Origin of the sequence: Salmonella sp. 32031103-2018-00083-FB-01-SM-01, from assembly GCF_017571995.1 — a bacterium.
Classification (GTDB): Bacteria; Pseudomonadota; Gammaproteobacteria; order Enterobacterales; family Enterobacteriaceae; genus Salmonella; species Salmonella enterica.
This window is the reverse complement of the sequence record NZ_JAGEQL010000002.1, coordinates 534013-552225: the sequence shown is the minus strand read 5'-3', so window position 1 is coordinate 552225 and position 18213 is coordinate 534013. Positions and strand designations below refer to the sequence as shown.

At 54.2% G+C, this 18213-nt stretch carries 13 protein-coding genes and 3 tRNA genes; 11 read left to right on the top strand and 5 right to left on the bottom strand.

Annotation, left to right across the window (positions count from 1 at the left end; all coding sequences use genetic code 11):
- Positions 1-177: 177 nt before the first annotated feature.
- Together epmA and yjeM are read left to right on the top strand one after the other, a co-directional pair.
- Positions 178-1155, top strand: a complete 978-nt coding sequence (gene epmA / locus J4614_RS08995) for an elongation factor P--(R)-beta-lysine ligase (RefSeq protein ID WP_000004797.1) — start codon at positions 178-180, stop codon at positions 1153-1155.
- 225 nt (positions 1156-1380) lie between these two features.
- Positions 1381-2883, top strand: coding sequence for a glutamate/gamma-aminobutyrate family transporter YjeM (gene yjeM, locus J4614_RS08990; protein ID WP_183046155.1), 1503 nt, complete (start codon positions 1381-1383; stop codon positions 2881-2883).
- 61 nt (positions 2884-2944) lie between these two features.
- Here the strand turns inward: yjeM and mscM are convergent, their stop codons facing one another.
- From mscM to rsgA, 3 genes are all read right to left on the bottom strand, one after another.
- Positions 2945-6271, bottom strand: a complete 3327-nt coding sequence (mscM, locus tag J4614_RS08985) for a miniconductance mechanosensitive channel MscM (protein ID WP_208293140.1) — start codon at positions 6269-6271, stop codon at positions 2945-2947.
- Positions 6272-6289: 18 nt separating this feature from the next.
- A complete protein-coding gene (gene asd, locus J4614_RS08980) occupies positions 6290-7258 on the bottom strand; it encodes an archaetidylserine decarboxylase (RefSeq protein WP_208293139.1) in 969 nt (322 codons plus the stop codon).
- Between the two features lie 91 nt (positions 7259-7349).
- Positions 7350-8402 (bottom strand): small ribosomal subunit biogenesis GTPase RsgA, encoded by a 1053-nt coding sequence (rsgA, locus tag J4614_RS08975; protein WP_000041988.1) that lies wholly within the window; start codon positions 8400-8402, stop codon positions 7350-7352.
- Between the two features lie 106 nt (positions 8403-8508).
- Between rsgA and orn the strand changes: the two genes are divergently transcribed.
- Entirely contained in the window at positions 8509-9054 is a 546-nt protein-coding gene (gene orn, locus J4614_RS08970) for an oligoribonuclease (RefSeq protein WP_001271546.1), read from the top strand.
- A 61-nt stretch (positions 9055-9115) separates the two neighbouring features.
- Here the strand turns inward: orn and J4614_RS08965 are convergent, their stop codons facing one another.
- Positions 9116-9856: an arginine ABC transporter substrate-binding protein gene (locus J4614_RS08965; protein WP_000727897.1), complete on the bottom strand. Its 741-nt coding sequence runs from the start codon at positions 9854-9856 to the stop codon at positions 9116-9118.
- Between the two features lie 275 nt (positions 9857-10131).
- Here J4614_RS08965 and J4614_RS08960 point away from each other — a divergent pair.
- The 3 genes from J4614_RS08960 (at position 10132) to J4614_RS08950 (ending at position 10670) form a co-directional block, all read left to right on the top strand.
- A tRNA-Gly gene (locus tag J4614_RS08960) sits at positions 10132-10207 on the top strand.
- Positions 10208-10363: 156 nt separating this feature from the next.
- A tRNA-Gly gene (locus tag J4614_RS08955) sits at positions 10364-10439 on the top strand.
- A gap of 155 nt (positions 10440-10594) precedes the next feature.
- A tRNA-Gly gene (locus tag J4614_RS08950) sits at positions 10595-10670 on the top strand.
- 269 nt (positions 10671-10939) lie between these two features.
- On the opposite strand, the gene queG is transcribed toward J4614_RS08950, so the two are convergent.
- Entirely contained in the window at positions 10940-12079 is a 1140-nt protein-coding gene (gene queG, locus J4614_RS08945) for a tRNA epoxyqueuosine(34) reductase QueG (protein WP_196774675.1), read from the bottom strand.
- Here queG and nnr point away from each other — a divergent pair.
- The 5 genes from nnr to miaA are packed head-to-tail and all read left to right on the top strand — an operon-like array spanning position 12078 to position 18203.
- On the top strand, positions 12078-13625 hold the full coding sequence (gene nnr / locus J4614_RS08940) for a bifunctional ADP-dependent NAD(P)H-hydrate dehydratase/NAD(P)H-hydrate epimerase (protein ID WP_000968675.1): 1548 nt from the start codon (positions 12078-12080) through the stop codon (positions 13623-13625). The two genes, queG and nnr, sit on opposite strands and share 2 nt — an antisense overlap.
- Positions 13597-14058 (top strand): tRNA (adenosine(37)-N6)-threonylcarbamoyltransferase complex ATPase subunit type 1 TsaE, encoded by a 462-nt coding sequence (gene tsaE / locus J4614_RS08935; protein ID WP_000981984.1) that lies wholly within the window; start codon positions 13597-13599, stop codon positions 14056-14058. The genes nnr and tsaE overlap by 29 nt, the downstream gene beginning before the upstream one ends.
- 16 nt (positions 14059-14074) lie before the next feature.
- Positions 14075-15394, top strand: a complete 1320-nt coding sequence (amiB, locus tag J4614_RS08930; RefSeq protein ID WP_000640363.1) for an N-acetylmuramoyl-L-alanine amidase AmiB — start codon at positions 14075-14077, stop codon at positions 15392-15394.
- Between the two features lie 9 nt (positions 15395-15403).
- A complete protein-coding gene (gene mutL, locus J4614_RS08925; protein WP_001527559.1) occupies positions 15404-17260 on the top strand; it encodes a DNA mismatch repair endonuclease MutL in 1857 nt (618 codons plus the stop codon).
- Complete coding sequence (gene miaA, locus J4614_RS08920) at positions 17253-18203, top strand: tRNA (adenosine(37)-N6)-dimethylallyltransferase MiaA (protein ID WP_001000734.1); 951 nt, start codon at positions 17253-17255, stop codon at positions 18201-18203. The genes mutL and miaA overlap by 8 nt, the downstream gene beginning before the upstream one ends.
- Positions 18204-18213 lie beyond the last annotated feature (10 nt).

Here is an 18213-nt window from a genome sequence, read left to right as displayed (position 1 = left end):
TTTTTTTAGCGTATCAGAGGGATGAATTATCATTGATTTTGATTAATTTAATTACTAAACCATCTGAAATCACTTTTTTTACCCTCCAGAAGGCGCCCGATACGCCTGCGCAAAATTTGTTTCGCCCGCGCGTTGCGAGTAGACTTCGTGACCTTGTCTTAAACTGGAGAAAGAATCATGAGCGAAACGGCAACCTGGCAGCCGAGCGCGTCCATCCCCAATTTATTAAAACGTGCGGCGATTATGGCGGAAATCCGTCGTTTCTTTGCCGATCGTGGAGTGCTTGAGGTTGAGACGCCCTGCATGAGTCAGGCGACGGTCACAGACATTCATCTGTTCCCGTTCGAAACGCGTTTCGTCGGACCTGGCCATTCCCAGGGGATGAACCTCTATTTAATGACCAGTCCGGAATACCATATGAAACGCCTGCTGGCGGCAGGGTGCGGCCCGGTTTTCCAGCTATGCCGCAGTTTCCGTAATGAAGAGATGGGACGACATCATAATCCGGAATTCACTATGCTGGAGTGGTATCGCCCGCATTACGATATGTACCGCCTGATGAATGAAGTGGATGATTTGCTTCAGCAAGTGCTGGATTGTCAACCTGCGGAAAGTCTCTCCTATCAACAGGCGTTTCAGCGCCATCTGGAGATTGACCCGTTGTCAGCAGATAAAACGCAACTGCGTGAGGCGGCGGCAAAGCTTGATTTAAGCAATATCGCCGATACGGAAGAAGACCGTGATACGTTGCTGCAACTGTTGTTCACGATGGGGGTTGAGCCGCATATAGGTAAAGAAAAGCCGACCTTTATTTATCACTTTCCGGCAAGTCAGGCATCGTTGGCACAAATCAGTACCGAGGATCATCGCGTCGCCGAGCGCTTTGAGGTGTACTACAAAGGTATTGAGCTGGCGAATGGTTTCCACGAACTGACGGACGCACGTGAGCAACAACAGCGCTTTGAACAGGACAATCGTAAGCGCGCCGCGCGCGGTCTGCCGCAGCAGCCGATTGACCAAAATCTATTGGATGCGCTGGCCGCCGGTCTACCGGATTGTTCCGGCGTGGCGCTGGGTGTTGATCGTCTGGTGATGCTGGCGCTGGGAGCAGAAAGCCTGGCGGACGTGATTGCTTTTACGGTCGATCGGGCGTAAATCTGAAATTCACTCTTTGGCGAGATAAAATGGCGCAATAAGCGCCATTTTGTAGCATATTTTTTCAATTATCCTCTGTTTGCCACAACATAAGGCTGGAACTTTGATGCCATTTAGGTATCAATCCTGTGTTGATTTTTTTATCGCTGACCTTTGTAAAAAAGAAGGCGGCGTCAATCGGTGAGCGGCGTCTGGCAAACGCGCTCGAGCGTAAGGGATGGTTGAATGACCCACACGATAAAAAAGATGAGCCTTATTGGGCTTATCCTGATGATTTTTACTTCTGTTTTTGGTTTTGCGAATAGCCCGTCGGCGTTTTATTTAATGGGGTATAGCGCAATCCCGTGGTATATATTTTCTGCCTTGCTGTTTTTTATTCCATTCGCCTTAATGATGGCTGAAATGGGTTCCGCTTATCGCAAAGAAGAGGGCGGGATCTATTCGTGGATGAATAATAGCGTGGGGCCACGTTACGCGTTTATCGGCACGTTTATGTGGTTTTCATCGTATGTCATATGGATGGTAAGTACGGCGGCAAAAATTTGGGTACCGTTTTCTACTTTTGTTTTTGGCGCCGATATGACGCAGCACTGGCGTATTGCGGGGCTTGAGCCTACGCAGGTTGTCGGGCTGCTCGCCGTCGGCTGGATGATTCTGGTGACGTGTGTCGCCGCCAGAGGGATCAATAAAATTGCGCGAATTACGGCGGTCGGAGGTATTGCCGTAATGTGCCTTAATTTAGTTTTATTGTTAGTGAGTGTCGCTATTTTGTTATTAAATGGTGGGCATTTTGCACAAGAAATTAATTTTACCTCGTCACCGAATCCGGGTTATCACTCCGGCCTGGCAATGTTGTCATTTGTGGTATTTGCTATTTTTGCTTACGGCGGTATTGAGGCTGTCGGCGGACTGGTGGATAAAACCGAGAAACCGGAAAAGAATTTTGCGAAAGGTATTGTTTTCGCGGCTATTGTGATTTCAATTGGTTATTCTTTGGCGATCTTTTTATGGGGCGTCAGCACTAACTGGCAACAGATATTAAGTAATAGCGCCGTTAACTTAGGGAATATCACCTACATTCTGATGTCGAGTTTAGGCACGACATTAGGTAACGTGTTAAACCTTTCTCCGGACGCAGCGATGACGGTGGGCGTCTGGTTTGCGCGTATCACCGGCCTTTCTATGTTTCTGGCTTATACTGGCGCGTTTTTTACGTTGAGCTATTCACCGCTGAAAGCCATTATTCAGGGGACGCCAAAAGCGTTGTGGCCCGCGCCGATGACGACACTGAACGCTAACGGTATGCCGGCGACCGCTATGTGGCTACAGTGCGTGCTGGTGAGTCTGTTTATTTTGCTGGTCTCTTTTGGCGGTGACACCGCATCGGCGTTTTATAACAAACTCACGCTGATGGCGAACGTCTCAATGACCTTGCCATACCTGTTCCTTGCGCTGGCATTTCCCTTCTTTAAAGCGCGTCAGGATCTGGAGCGGCCATTTGTTCTCTTTAAAACCAAAGCCTCTACCCTGGTCGCGACGGGTGTTGTGGTGCTGGTGGTGACGTTTGCCAACGTCTTTACCATCATCCAGCCAGTGATTGAAGCTGGGGACTGGGACAGCGCCTTGTGGATGATCGGCGGCCCGATCTTCTTCTCGCTGCTGGCGATGGCGATTTATCAGAATTACAGCAGCCGCATGAGCGCTGATCCGGAGTGGGCGGCGGAGTAAAGGCCGTATGCCGGATAAGACCCCACGGGTCGCATCCGGCATTTCTTGCCTGGATCATGCGCTACAAACTCCCCGCCGGGCGGCTGGTTTTACCCGCTGACGTTAACGTTCTCCCCGTTTGTTTACCGCCGAGACTCTCCAGACGCATCTGGAACGGCGGGAACGGCATATCAATACCGTGCTCGCGGAAGCCCGCCAGAATCAATTGGTGGATCTCATGGCGTAATGGCATACGGTGTCCCATTTCCGCAGCATAGATACGCAGTTCGAAAATCTGAATACCCTGCTGGAGATCCACCAGAAAGATTTCAGGCGGCGGGTTATCCAGCACCAAAGAACAGCGCTGCGCCGCCGTCAGTAGAATTTGCGTCACCTCTTCGCTATTGGCATCCGCCGGTGCCGGGATGGTTAACACCACGCGCGTAACGGAGTCAGACAGCGACCAGTTGATAAACTGTTCGGTGATAAAGGCTTTATTCGGCACGATAATCTCTTTACGATCCCAGTCGCTGATGGTGGTGGCGCGGGTATTGATTTTGGTCACGCTGCCGGTGAGATCGCGAATGGTCACCGTATCGCCGATACGAATCGGCTTTTCAAACAAAATAATCAGGCCGGAGATAAAGTTAGCGAAAATTTCTTGCAGGCCAAAACCAAGCCCAACGCCGAGCGCGGCCACCAGCCATTGTAGCTTCGACCACTCAATGCCGATCATTGAGAAACCGACCAGCCCGCCAATCAGCATTAACAGATATTTGGTGATGGTCGTGATGGCGTAACCGGTACCAGGCGTTAAATCGAGATGCTGTAATAACGCCAGTTCCAGCAGCGCGGGCAGATTACGCACCAACTGCGTGGTGATGATAAAGACCAGAATCGCAATGAGCACCGCCCCGAGGGTAATCGGCTCCAGGCTTTCCACGCCTTGCACCGTAGAGGTGACATCCCACAGCGAAATATTCTCCAGGAAGCCGAATGCCGAGTGGATTTCCGACCACAGTACAATTACCGATAGCAGGGCGATAAGCATCAGAATTGAGCGGACCAGACGCAGCGACTGAGCGCTAATAGCGTCAAGATCGATTTCACTTTCATCGATGTCGACCGCGCCTTCCAGGCTGGAGGAGTGCGTCGGTTCTTCTTCGCCGCGCGCGCGCTGCGCCAGCATTTCCGCCCGACGATGTTTGGCGCGGTCAAAAGCCAGTCGGCGTCGTTGGATCAGCATCCAGCGGCGAATGACGTGATAGATGACCAGCAACAGGAACCAGATGGCGACCGAGGTTTCCAGTCTCGCCAGTAGCGCCTGCGCCGTGGCCAGATAACCCACCGCCGCCGCCAGAATCGCGATAAGCGGCGCGCCCATCAACATATTCCACAGCAGGCTGTTGACCATGTTGTCGCCGTTGCCTTCTTTATCAAGATAGAGCGGGATGCCCGCTTTTTTCAGACTCAGCGTGACCAGCGCCAGCGCGCCGCATATCAGGATGAAGCAAAGGCGGCCCAACGAGCCGGAAAACTCCCGATCGTTAAGATTATCAAACATGATCACTGCCATGATGAGCGGCACGATCAGCCCAATGCTCATCAGGTAGTAGCGCATTGCTTTCGCTACCCGGTTTCGCGGCCAGCCGAAATGCGCCACAAACAGACCATTAGGGCGGGCAAACGCGGCGCAAATCATGACTACCCACAACAGCGGTACTGTCGCCGTCACGCCATCGCCGATGGCGACGGCCAGCGGATACGGCCAGGCTTCCTGTAGACCATAGCCGAGCGTCGCCCACAAGACGGGCAGCGGCGAGGCGACCAGAATCGACCAGAACACCGTTCGCAGCGTCAGCGAGAAGTGATCCTGGGTGACTTTCCCGACGCGCGAGGCCGAGCGCTCAAGGAACCGGTTGAAGTGTTGGCGTGAATAGAGGCTAAACCCGACCAGCGCCAGCGCGCCGAATAACGGCAGTAGCGTCTCTTTGCTGGTCAGCATCATGATGCTGGCTTTACCTAACTGATTAAACGTATCTAATGAGATAAGCCGACGTAAATCCTGAACCAAATCAACAGGCCAGGAGAGCGATAGCGGGCTAACGTCAGCGGTCCAGAACAGATAACGGTGGGTCGCTTCATTAACCTCTTTAAGCGCATCCTCCAGTTGGCTGTTGGAGACTTTCAGTTTGGTCAACTCCAGGATCAGCGTGTCGCCGCCCTGTAACAAAGAGTTGAGCAGCTCGCGCTGAGTGCGAAGCTGGGCGTCAAGAATCTGGTTTTGCTCGGCGGTCAGTGGTTGTCCATTGGCCTGACGTATTTGCCGTAGCTGCGGCTGTTTATTGAGTAATTCTTCATAGCGCATACGGTGAACGCGTAGCTGCGCCATTTCCGTATCAAGCTGCTGCGGTTTAGGCATCTCTGGCAGACGGGCGACCTGCGCGCGCAGCGCTTCGCCAAGCATGTTGGACACGCCAAGCCATTGCGACTGCTCCCGCAGCGTATTGAGCGCCTGGCGCACCTGTAACGTTTGGCTGGTGGCCTGTCGCTGCTGCGAGGCGACCAGATCCATCCGCTGCGCTTGTTGATTGAGCGCCTGTGACAGCTCGCGGTTGACTTTAAATTGTTCGACGATGCCTTCCGGCAAACCGGCGCTGTTTTCCGCCAGCAGCTCAGTGCTTTCCAGCGCGCGTTCCGCTTCACGTTGACGCAGGCTATTGAGCTGATTGCGCAGCGCCTGAAGATACGCATCCAGTTGCTGACTCTGTTTTTCCGCCAGCTCGGAACGCAGACGAGCCAGTTCCTGCCGGTTGTTGGCGGACAGTTGCGCCAACTCCAGTTCGTCGACTAACGCTTTTAGTTTGGCGGACTCCGCCTGCATACTGAGACTTTGCGCCTGGCTAAGCGCGGCACTTCCGCCTGCGGCGCCGAGCCGTCGCTCAATCTCATTAAGCTGGCGGCGGGCATCGTTTTGCTGTTGGGGAAGCTGGCTGAGCGAGTCGGCGATCTCCCTGACGCGCTCCTGCTCCTGTTGCGCCTCGCGGGTTTTATCCAGTAGCTGGCTGCTAACCTGCAAGATCTCCTGATTTAACGCTTCGGTGGACATCTCTGGCGGTACGCTGCGAGGCTCATCGCGCAGATTATTCAACTGGGCGCGCAAGGAGGCGGATAGCTTAGGGAAATTATCAATAACGTGTTGATATTGTTTCGCGCGCTCAAGCGAGCCTTTTCGCTCTTCAAGCGCGTTTAAAGCAGTCTGGAGCGCCTCAACGGCTTCCGGCTGAGCGGGCTTCGCCGCTTTTGCCTGCTCCAGTTCCTGCGTGATTTGTTTGGCGTCGGGGGCCGTTGCGGCGAACGCCCCCGTGCTGAGGCACCAGGCCATCAGAAAAGCGATAATCAGGCGCACGTCAGCATTCTCTCTTGATTAGGTGTCGTCTTTTTTATTGTCAACCAGCGGGCTGGCGTCGTGTTCGGCTTTAATTTCTTCTGCCGGCAGCGGAGCAGGTTCTACCTCCGGCGCGACGAATGTTTCGGTCGACGTCGCCAGCGGTTGGCCAATTTTGGTAACGGACAGGCTTGCCAGCGACGCGATCAGATTCACTTTCCCCGGCGCAAATAAGTTGATGACCGTGGAACCCAGTTTAAAGCGCCCCATCTCCTGGCCTTTCAACAAGGCGACAGACCCTTCATGTTCGCCTTCTGGCCAGGTCCAGCGCTTGATGATGCCTTCGCGCGGCGGGGTAATGGTCCCCGCCCAGACGGTTTCGATACTGCCGACAATAGTTGCGCCGACCAGAATCTGCGCCATAGGACCGAACTCGGTATCAAACAGACAGATAACGCGCTCGTTGCGGGCAAACAGGTTGGGGACGTTTTGCGCGGTCAGATGGTTAACGGAGAACAGATCGCCCGGTACGTAGATCATTTCGCGCAGGATGCCGTTGCATGGCATATGCACGCGATGGTAGTCGCGAGGAGAGAGGTAAGTGGTCACAAACGTGCCGTTGCGGAACTTATCCGCCATCAGGTAGTTACCCGCCAGCAACGCCTCAAGGCTGTAATTATGGCCTTTGGCCTGCAAAATTTTATCTTCTTCGATACGACCTAACTGGCTTATCACGCCGTCGGCAGGCATAACCAGGATGTTAGGATCGGTATTGAGCGGACGCACGTCATCACGCAGCGGACGAACAAAGAAATCATTGAACGTACGATAGCTGGCGGTATCCGTTTTTTGCGCCTCAGTCATATCAACTTTGTAATACTTTACGAAGAGATCGATAACCAGTTTTGTCAGCCATCCTGCTCGTTTGCTTGCGCCCCAGCCCGCCAGGCGAGTGAGCCATAGTTTCGGCAGAATGTATTGTAGCGAAAGTTTAAATGAGTTTAACAAGGTAGCCTCCAGGCCATTGTTGTTCCTGAACCGGCAGTTATACCGGTATCCTGAAAAAAGGGGACGATTCTAACGACGCCTAGCGTATCTGTCAGTCGTCCGTATCAGAAAAGTTTTTACGCGTTTTTACCTGCGCCATACTTTCAAGAATTCGGTGATAATTTTCGAAACGGGTTTCCGCAATAGCGCCGTTCTCTACCGCTTCGCGAATGGCGCAGCCTGGATCGGCGTCATGCTTGCAGTCCCGGTATTTGCAATGTCCCAAATAGTCATGAAATTCGACAAAGCCCTGGGTGATTTGTTCCGGCTCCAGATGCCATAAGCCGAACTCGCGCACGCCGGGGGAATCAATGACATCGCCGCCATGCGGGAAATGATACAGACGAGCAGCGGTAGTGGTATGTTGACCCAGACCGGAGACATTCGACACATCGTTCGTCAGAATCTCGTTCTGTAAGCCGAGCAGAGCGTTTAGCAGACTGGATTTTCCGACGCCGGACTGCCCGGCAAAAATACTGATGCGACCGGTTAACGCCTCTTCCAGCGGTTTCAGACCATCCTGCGTATGGCTGGAGACCATCAACACGCGATAGCCGATATTGCGGTAGATATCCATCTGCTCATTAACGAAGTCCATACCTTCGTCGTCCAGCAGATCAATTTTATTGAGTACGATAAGCGGCTCAACCTGTAGGGTTTCACAGCCGACCAGATAGCGATCGATGATATTCAGCGACAGCTCCGGCAAAATCGCGGAGACGATAACGATTTGGTCAATGTTGGCGGCAATAGGCTTCACGCCGTCGTAGAAGTCCGGGCGCGTCAATACCGAGGTGCGCTCATGCACCGCTTCAACGATGCCTTTTACGTTGACGCCCTCTGCGGCGGCTTTGCCCGGACGCCAGACGACGCGATCGCCCGTCACCAGCGAACGGATAGTGCGGCGGATATTGCAACGGTGAACCTCGCCGTCAGCAGACTCCACATCGGCATGCATACCAAAACGGCTAATGACGATACCTTCTGCAGGCTCGCCAAACAGGTTGTCATCGTAGTCGGCTTTCTCCACGGACGTTTTTAAACGACGCTGGTGATTGGCGTTCACACGGCGCTGCTGGCCTTTGGAGAGTTTATTTTTGCTCAATCGTACTGGCTCCTGGTCGCCCATAGTGGGCAAAACATCTATGATACACGCAATTGTAGATGAATATAGTCACAGTGAATGTGACCTCTGAAGGGTGGAAAATAGCATGAGTGCCGATGAAAACAACCTGATTTGGATCGATCTGGAGATGACAGGTCTGGACCCCGAGCGCGATCGCATTATTGAGATAGCCACGCTGGTGACGGATGCCAGTCTGAATATTCTGGCGGAAGGGCCGACGATTGCGGTACATCAATCCGATGCGCAACTGGCGTTAATGGATGACTGGAACGTGCGCACCCATACCGGCAGCGGCCTGGTAGATCGCGTTAAGGCAAGTACGATGGGCGAACGAGACGCTGAACTGGCGACGATTGAATTTCTGAAAACGTGGGTGCCTGCGGGTAAGTCGCCGATTTGCGGTAACAGTATCGGTCAGGATCGTCGTTTTCTGTTTAAATATATGCCGGAACTGGAGGCTTACTTCCACTATCGCTATCTGGATGTCAGTACGCTCAAGGAACTGGCGCGCCGCTGGAAGCCGGAGATTCTGGCCGGCTTTACCAAGCAGGGCACGCACCAGGCGATGGATGATATTCGCGAGTCGGTGGCGGAGCTGGCTTACTACCGCGAGCATTTCATTAAGCTGTGAGGCGTAACATGCCGGATGGCAACGCCAGAGCGTCTCATCCGGCAGCTCTCCCGCCACTGAATTACTGCGTAAACCATTTCTCTTGCATTTGCGCATATTCCGGCGACGCTTTCACCTTGTCGAGCGCGGCATTAATTTCTTGCAATAGCGCGTCATTGCCTTTGCGTACCGCAATGCCTAACCCTTTTCCGTAGTAGTCAGGATCGCTGGCGCGTTCATCCATGATGGCGTAATCCGGATTGTTTTTTAGCCACTTACCAATCGCGGCGACATCGCCAAACACGCCCTCAAGACGGTTGTTTTTCAGATCGGTAAAGGCGTTTAGATAGCTGTCATAGGCGACAGGCGTGATAGCTTGTTGTTTATCCTGCAAATAGCGCTGATGCGTTGTACCGTTTTCCAGACCGACTTTTTTGCCTTTCAGATCGGCAAAAGTGTGATAAGCCCCTTTACGCGTGACGACTACCGCCGATAGACCTTCGTAATAGGGTTGGCTAAAGGAGACCTGCTGCTCACGTTTGGGCGTCATATCCATACCGGCGATCACCGCATCAAACTTTTTGAAGCGTAGGCTGGGGATCAGACTATCAAAGCTCTGGTTAGTAAATGAGCACTCCGCTTGCATCTCTTTGCAGACCGCGTTGGCGACATCAATATCGAAACCAACAATTTTATTATCGGCATCGACAAACTCATAGGGCGCATAGGTGGCAGAGGTGCCAAAATGTAATGTTCTGGCGGAAACGGAAGCGGCGTGAACGGAGAGGCTGGCTAACAGCATGACAATAAGTTTTTTTTTCATCTTGATCCCTGATATCAGTTGGATGTTGTGGTCACCGTGCTATTCTTTTTTTGGCGCAGGGTGCTATTCTGATTCTGTGCCTTTAGGCGTGGCGTGAAAAGTTTTTTGTTGCATAGCGCGCGCTTTGCTCGTTTTTTGTCTTGTTTGGTGATTTAATCAGCATTCAAACAAAAATCGCGAAAAAATGCGTTCAGGGGCTTGCAGCTAAATGGATTTCTCGTATAATGCGCCTCCCGTAACGACGCAGAAATGCGAATTACGACAGCAACAAATTTGCGGGAATAGCTCAGTTGGTAGAGCACGACCTTGCCAAGGTCGGGGTCGCGAGTTCGAGTCTCGTTTCCCGCTCCAAAATTTGAAAGTACTTGTTAAGTACAGACCACCAATCGCAGGATTTCGAATTGCGACAAGGCGGCAACTGAATGAGTCCTCAGGAGCTTACTGAAGTAAGTGACTGAGGCGAATGAAGGCAGCCAACGCAGTAGCGGTTCGAAAGACGAAGATTATGCGGGAATAGCTCAGTTGGTAGAGCACGACCTTGCCAAGGTCGGGGTCGCGAGTTCGAGTCTCGTTTCCCGCTCCAAATTTGAAAGTACTTGTTAAGTACAGACCACCAATCGCAGGATTTCGAATTGCGACAAGGCGGCAACTGAATGAGTCCTCAGGAGCTTACTGAAGTAAGTGACTCAGGCGAGTGAAGGCAGCCAACGCAGTAGCGGTTCGAAAGACGAAGATTATGCGGGAATAGCTCAGTTGGTAGAGCACGACCTTGCCAAGGTCGGGGTCGCGAGTTCGAGTCTCGTTTCCCGCTCCAATTCTTATCTACAGTGAAATTATCCACAACGAATATCGCGTTGGGGCACGTTTTGTTCCGCTTTCGTCAGATCCTTGTAAACAGACTTATCCACAGGACGGCCCATTACTCCTGGAATGCAAAAAATCATACCTGACGCGTAGAATTTCTATAATTTACTGAAAAGTATAGAAAAAATAAGATTTCAAAACGTTAGCGTTATTGTCTGTTCCTTTTTTCCCTCTTGAATCGCAATGTGTTTTTATTTTTATACACAGCCTGTGAATAATTCAGGCATCGCGCACCAGCCCTTTTTCAATCACCCTGACCAGACGCTGTTTTTTCGGTAGCTGCACTTCAATGATGCAGGCGTTGCGCTTTTCAATTTGTTGCGCAATCGCCCATTCGATATGCTCATCAAGAAGTGGATGCTCACCCTTGCGGCTTTCCAGCGCCGTAATGACGGCATTACTCCACGGCGCATTCCCCAGCGCGACGGCAACATTGCGCAGCCAGCGTAAATGGCCAATGCGCCGAATCGCAGAACCTTCAGTGACTTTCAGAAACTGCGCTTCGCTCCAGCTAAACAACTCAAGCAAATCTGGGTTATGCAGCGCCTTGCGTGGGCTAAAATCTGCTTCGTCGGTCAACTGAGAGTAACGATTCCACGGACAGATAAGCTGGCAGTCATCGCAGCCGTAAATACGGTTGCCTATCAGTGGGCGAAATACTTCCGGAATAGCGCCTTCCAGCTCAATGGTGAGATAAGAAATACAGCGCCGCGCGTCCACCGTATACGGTTCGACAATCGCCCCGGTCGGGCAAATGGTCATACAGGCGACGCATTTGCCGCAACCTTCCTCGACCGGCTGGTCGACCGGCAGCGGTAAATCAATCAACAATTCCCCCAGGAAAAAGAATGAGCCTGCCTCCCGATTAAGGATAAGTGAGTGCTTACCCGTCCAGCCAAGTCCGGCTTTTTCCGCTAATGGGCGTTCAAGAATAGGCGCAGAGTCGACAAACGGTCTAAAATTCAGCGAACCGCAGTACTGTTGGATCTGCTCGCCCAGTTTTTTAAGGCGGCTGCGTAACAGCTTGTGATAATCACGCCCCAGCGCATATCGGCTAACGTAGCCCAGCGTGGGATCCTTCAACGTACTGGCAAACGCGGCGTTGGCGGGCAGATAGTTCATGCGCACGCTGATGACACGTAGCGTACCGGGTAAGAGTTCATGAGGCCGGGCGCGCATCATACCGTGGCGCGCCATCCATGCCATCTCGCCGTGGTATTGTTTGTCCAGCCACGCCTGCAGCGCAGGTTCGGATGCGCGCAGGTCGGTATCAGTAATACCGACCTGCTGAAAGCCCAGCTCCAGCCCCCACTGCTTAATATTTTGCGCTAACTGATTGAGATCGAGGGGCTTTGACATGATGGACCATAACATGAAGAAAAACCCTGTAAGTATACCACACTCCATTTGGCCCGCCGATGACATCAAACGGCTGGAACGCGATGCGGCGGATGCCTTCGGACTCACACTCTATGAATTGATGCTGCGCGCTGGCGACGCGGCATTTCGGGTAGCCCGTGACAGTTATCCTGACACCCGACACTGGCTGGTGTTGTGTGGTCATGGCAACAACGGCGGCGATGGTTACGTCGTGGCGCGACTAGCGCAAGCGGCGGGCATTAGCGTAACGTTGCTGGCGCAGGAGAGCGACAAACCGTTACCTGAAGAAGCGGCGCAGGCGCGCGATGCCTGGCTGAATGCTGGCGGCATTATCCATGCTGCCGATATTATCTGGCCGGAAGCGACGGATCTGATTATCGACGCGCTGCTTGGCACCGGCATAGCCCAGGCGCCGCGCGACCCGGTAGCCGGTCTGATTGAACAGGCGAACGCCCATCCTGCGCCGGTTGTCGCCGTCGATATCCCGTCAGGTCTGCTGGCGCAAACGGGCGCCACGCCTGGCGCGGTGATAAGCGCCGCGCATACGGTCACGTTTATCGCCCTGAAACCAGGCCTGCTGACCGGCAAAGCGCGTGACGTTACCGGCATATTGCATTATGACGCGTTGGGACTGGAAGGCTGGCTGGCGAGCCAGACGCCGCCGCTCCGGCGTTTTGACGCGACGCAGTTGGGGCAATGGCTAACGCCGCGTCGACCGACCTCGCATAAGGGCGATCATGGTCGTCTGGCGATTATTGGCGGCGACCAGGGAACAGCGGGCGCAATTCGGATGGCTGGCGAGGCGGCGCTGCGTACGGGGGCTGGGTTGGTCAGAGTTCTGACTCGCGGTGAAAACATCGCGCCGTTGCTGACGGCCCGCCCGGAACTGATGGTACATGAACTCACGCCTCAGTCGCTGGAAGAGAGCCTGACCTGGGCTGACGTTGTGGTGATCGGCCCGGGGCTTGGGCAGCAGGAATGGGGCAAAAAAGCCTTACAGAAAGTAGAAAACGTCCGTAAACCTATGCTGTGGGATGCGGATGCGTTGAACCTACTGGCAATCAATCCTGATAAACGTCACAATCGCGTGATTACGCCGCATCCGGGAGAGGCTGCCCGCCTGTTAGGATGTTCTGTGGCAGAAATTGAAAGTGATCGCTTACTTTCAGCACAGCGTCTGGTAAAACGGTATGGAGGCGTGGTCGTGTTAAAAGGCGCAGGAACGATTATCGCCGCTGAACACCACCCTCTGGCTATCATTGACGCTGGTAATGCGGGGATGGCGAGCGGCGGAATGGGCGATGTCCTGTCCGGCATCATCGGCGCATTGCTCGGACAGAAGTTTACCCCGTATGATGCGGCATGTGTGGGATGTGTGGCTCACGGCGCGGCGGCGGACTTACTGGCAGCGCGTTATGGCGCTCGCGGCATGTTGGCGACCGATCTTTTTACTACGCTGCGGCGTATTGTTAACCCTGATGTGATTGACGTAAACCATGATGAATCGAGTAATTCCGCTACCTGACGAACAGGCGACGCTAGACCTGGGGCAACGGGTAGCCAACGCCTGCGATGGCGCGACCGTTATTTATCTGTATGGCGATTTAGGTGCCGGTAAGACGACGTTTAGCCGGGGATTTTTACAGGCGTTAGGCCATAACGGTAATGTAAAAAGCCCCACCTATACGCTGGTAGAGCCTTATGCGCTTGATAACATGATGGTATATCACTTCGACTTATACCGTCTTGCGGACCCGGAGGAGCTGGAGTTTATGGGTATTCGCGATTATTTCGCCAACGACGCCATTTGTCTGGTGGAGTGGCCGCAACAAGGTAAAGGCGTTCTCCCCGACCCGGACGTCGAAATCCATATTGATTACCAGGCGCAGGGGCGTGAGGCTCGCGTAAGCGCGGTATCCTCATCGGGTCATTCGTTACTGGCGCGTTTAGCCGATTAGCTATAAAGGTGGCGGGATGATTTATCGCATCAAAAATGCCGTAATAGCAGCCTTAATCCTGCTGTGCGCGCAGGCGGGCGCCGCCAGTCTCTCTGATATTCAGGTGTCCAACGGCGAGCAGCAGGCGCGCATTACGCTGAGTTTTATCGGCGAGCCGGAATATGCTTACTCACAGGACGGTAAACGTACCGTGGCGCTGGATATCAGGCAGACCGGCGTGATTCAGGGGCTGCCGCTTCAGTTTAGCGGTAACAATCTGGTGAAAACGATCCGTGCCGGAACGCCGAAAGATGCGCAATCTTTACGGTTGCTTGTCGATCTGACGGAAAATGGTAAAACCGAGGCTGTGAAGCGGCAAAACGGCGGCAACTATACGGTCATTTTCACCATTAATGCCGATGTTCCGCCGCCACCGCCGCCTGTCGTCGCGAAACGGGTTGAAAGCGCGCCCCGCCCGACGGAGCCGGCCCGTAATCCGTTTAAATCTTCTGATGATCGCCTGACCGGCGTAACCAGCAGCAATACCGTTACGCGGCCTGCGGCGCGCGCGTCGGCAGGCGCTGGCGATAAAGTGGTGATTGCTATTGATGCCGGACATGGAGGCCAGGACCCCGGCGCAATAGGCCCGGGCGGTACGCGCGAGAAAAATGTCACCATCGCTATCGCGCGTAAGTTACGCACATTGCTGAATAACGATCCGATGTTTAAAGGCGTGCTGACGCGTGACGGCGACTATTTTATTTCGGTGATGGGGCGGTCTGACGTGGCGCGTAAGCAAAACGCCAACTTCCTTGTCTCTATTCATGCGGATGCCGCGCCAAATCGCGACGCCACCGGCGCCTCCGTCTGGGTATTGTCCAATCGTCGCGCGAATAGCGAAATGGCAAACTGGCTTGAGCAGCATGAGAAGCAATCCGAACTGTTAGGCGGCGCTGGCGATGTGCTGGCGAACAGTCAGTCAGACCCTTACCTGAGCCAGGCGGTACTGGATTTGCAATTCGGTCATTCGCAGCGGGTAGGGTATGATGTGGCGACGAACGTACTAAGCCAACTCGACGGCGTGGGGTCGCTGCATAAACGTCGCCCGGAACACGCTAGCCTGGGCGTGTTGCGTTCGCCGGATATCCCGTCCATTTTGGTGGAGACGGGCTTTATCAGTAATCACGGCGAAGAGCGATTGCTGGCGAGCGACCGCTATCAGCAGCAGATTGCTGACGCTATATACCGGGGGTTGCGTAAGTACTTTGCAGCGCATCCGATCCAGTCTGCGCCGCAGGGCGGCCCAGGCCAGACGGTCAGTACCAACCAGCCTGGCGCTATAACCGCCGCGAATTAAGGAGATTTCATGCCGATTCAGGTTCTGCCGCCGCAGCTTGCGAACCAAATCGCCGCTGGCGAAGTGGTGGAACGCCCTGCGTCGGTTGTTAAAGAGCTGGTAGAGAATAGTCTGGATGCAGGCGCCACCCGCGTTGATATCGACATCGAGCGTGGCGGCGCGAAGCTTATTCGTATTCGCGACAATGGCTGCGGCATTAAAAAAGAGGAGCTGGCGCTGGCGCTGGCCCGTCATGCCACCAGTAAAATCGCCTCGCTTGACGATCTGGAAGCGATTATCAGTCTGGGATTTCGCGGCGAAGCGCTGGCCAGTATCAGTTCGGTCTCGCGTTTGACGCTAACGTCGCGCACGGCGGAGCAGGCGGAAGCCTGGCAGGCGTATGCTGAAGGGCGCGACATGGACGTGACGGTAAAACCCGCCGCGCACCCGGTCGGCACCACCCTGGAAGTTCTGGATCTCTTTTATAATACGCCCGCCCGGCGCAAATTCATGCGTACCGAAAAAACGGAATTTAATCACATCGATGAGATCATCCGTCGTATTGCATTGGCCCGTTTTGACGTCACGCTTAACCTGTCGCACAACGGCAAATTGGTACGGCAGTATCGCGCTGTCGCAAAGGACGGGCAAAAAGAGCGCCGGTTAGGCGCCATCTGCGGGACGCCGTTTCTCGAACAGGCACTGGCGATCGAGTGGCAGCATGGCGATCTGACCCTGCGCGGCTGGGTCGCCGATCCGAATCACACCACCACGGCGTTAACGGAGATCCAGTACTGCTATGTGAATGGCCGCATGATGCGCGACCGCTTGATCAACCATGCCATTCGCCAGGCCTGTGAAGATAAACTGGGCGCGGACCAACAGCCTGCGTTTGTGCTGTATCTGGAGATTGACCCGCATCAGGTGGATGTCAATGTTCATCCCGCCAAGCACGAAGTGCGTTTTCATCAATCCCGGCTGGTGCACGACTTCATCTATCAAGGGGTGCTGAGCGTTCTGCAACAGCAGACGGAAACGACGCTGCCGCTGGAGGAGATTGCGCCAGCGCCGCGGCATGTCCCGGAAAACCGTATCGCCGCCGGGCGCAACCATTTTGCTGTACCCGCCGAGCCAACTGCGGCGCGCGAGCCCGCGACACCGCGTTATTCCGGCGGCGCATCGGGCGGTAACGGCGGGCGTCAGTCCGCAGGTGGTTGGCCGCACGCGCAGCCAGGTTATCAGAAGCAGCAGGGCGAGGTTTATCGCGCGCTTTTACAGACGCCGGCGACGAGCCCCGCGCCGGAGCCGGTTGCGCCTGCGCTTGACGGACATAGCCAGAGTTTTGGTCGCGTACTGACGATAGTCGGCGGTGACTGCGCGTTGCTGGAACACGCGGGGACTATCCAGCTCTTGTCGCTGCCGGTTGCGGAGCGTTGGCTGCGTCAGGCGCAGCTTACACCGGGTCAAAGTCCGGTTTGCGCGCAGCCGTTGCTGATTCCGCTGCGTTTAAAAGTGAGCGCCGATGAAAAAGCCGCGCTGCAACAAGCCCAATCTTTGTTGGGAGAATTGGGTATTGAATTTCAGTCAGATGCGCAGCATGTGACCATTCGGGCGGTGCCTTTACCCTTACGACAACAAAATTTACAAATCTTGATTCCTGAACTGATAGGCTACCTGGCGCAACAGACCACATTTGCAACGGTCAATATTGCACAATGGATAGCGCGTAATGTGCAGAGCGAACATCCGCAGTGGTCGATGGCGCAGGCCATATCGCTGCTGGCGGATGTTGAGCGGCTATGTCCGCAGCTGGTAAAAGCGCCGCCGGGTGGCCTGTTACAACCTGTTGATTTACATTCGGCGATGAACGCCCTGAAGCATGAATGATGTAAGCAAGGCGAGCCTGCCTAAGGCGATATTTTTGATGGGGCCGACGGCCTCCGGCAAAACGGCGCTGGCGATAGAACTGCGTAAAGTTTTGCCAGTAGAGTTGATAAGCGTTGATTCCGCCCTCATTTATCGGGGAATGGATATTGGCACGGCTAAGCCGAATGCCGATGAGCTGAAAGCGGCGCCGCATCGACTGTTAGATATACGCGACCCGTCGCAGGCGTATTCGGCGGCGGATTTTCGCCGCGACGCGTTAGCGCAAATGGCGGAGATCACCGCTGCGGGGCGTATCCCGCTGTTAGTGGGCGGTACCATGCTGTATTTTAAGGCATTGCTGGAAGGGTTATCGCCGTTGCCTTCAGCAGATCCGGAAGTCAGATCCCGGATAGAGCAGCAAGCAGCGGAGCTTGGATGGGAGGCGTTGCATCAGCAACTTCAGGAGATAGATCCGGTTGCCGCCGCGCGAATTCATCCAAATGATCCGCAAAGACTTTCCCGGGCACTGGAAGTTTTTTTCATTTCGGGTAAAACTTTAACGGAGCTAACGCAAACGTCAGGAGACGCGCTACCGTACCAGGTGCATCAGTTCGCTATCGCCCCGGCGAGCCGTGAACTGCTCCATCAGCGCATTGAGCTGCGTTTTCATCAGATGTTGGCTTCAGGTTTTGAAGCAGAAGTCCGGGCGCTTTTTGCCCGAGGAGATTTGCATACGGACTTGCCTTCCATCCGTTGTGTGGGATACCGCCAGATGTGGTCATACATTGAGGGCGAAATCTCATATGATGAAATGGTTTATAGAGGTGTTTGCGCCACGAGACAGTTGGCGAAGCGCCAGATGACCTGGTTGCGCGGTTGGGAAGGGGTGCGCTGGCTTGACAGTGAGAATCCCGATCGGGCGCGAAAAGAAGTATTACAGGTTGTTGGTGCTATCGCAGACTGAATGTGTACAA

Bases quoted from the DNA above. Each gene is read 5' to 3' on its own strand.
- epmA (WP_000004797.1), top strand. From the start codon at position 178: ATGAGCGAAACGGCAACCTGGCAGCCGAGCGCGTCCATCCCCAATTTA.
- yjeM (WP_183046155.1), top strand. From the start codon at position 1,381: ATGACCCACACGATAAAAAAGATGAGCCTTATTGGGCTTATCCTGATG.
- orn (WP_001271546.1), top strand. From the start codon at position 8,509: ATGAGTGCCGATGAAAACAACCTGATTTGGATCGATCTGGAGATGACA.
- J4614_RS08965 (WP_000727897.1), bottom strand. From the start codon at position 9,856: ATGAAAAAAAAACTTATTGTCATGCTGTTAGCCAGCCTCTCCGTTCAC.
- nnr (WP_000968675.1), top strand. From the start codon at position 12,078: ATGATGGACCATAACATGAAGAAAAACCCTGTAAGTATACCACACTCC.
- queG (WP_196774675.1), bottom strand. From the start codon at position 12,079: ATGTCAAAGCCCCTCGATCTCAATCAGTTAGCGCAAAATATTAAGCAG.
- tsaE (WP_000981984.1), top strand. From the start codon at position 13,597: ATGATGAATCGAGTAATTCCGCTACCTGACGAACAGGCGACGCTAGAC.
- amiB (WP_000640363.1), top strand. From the start codon at position 14,075: ATGATTTATCGCATCAAAAATGCCGTAATAGCAGCCTTAATCCTGCTG.
- mutL (WP_001527559.1), top strand. From the start codon at position 15,404: ATGCCGATTCAGGTTCTGCCGCCGCAGCTTGCGAACCAAATCGCCGCT.
- miaA (WP_001000734.1), top strand. From the start codon at position 17,253: ATGAATGATGTAAGCAAGGCGAGCCTGCCTAAGGCGATATTTTTGATG.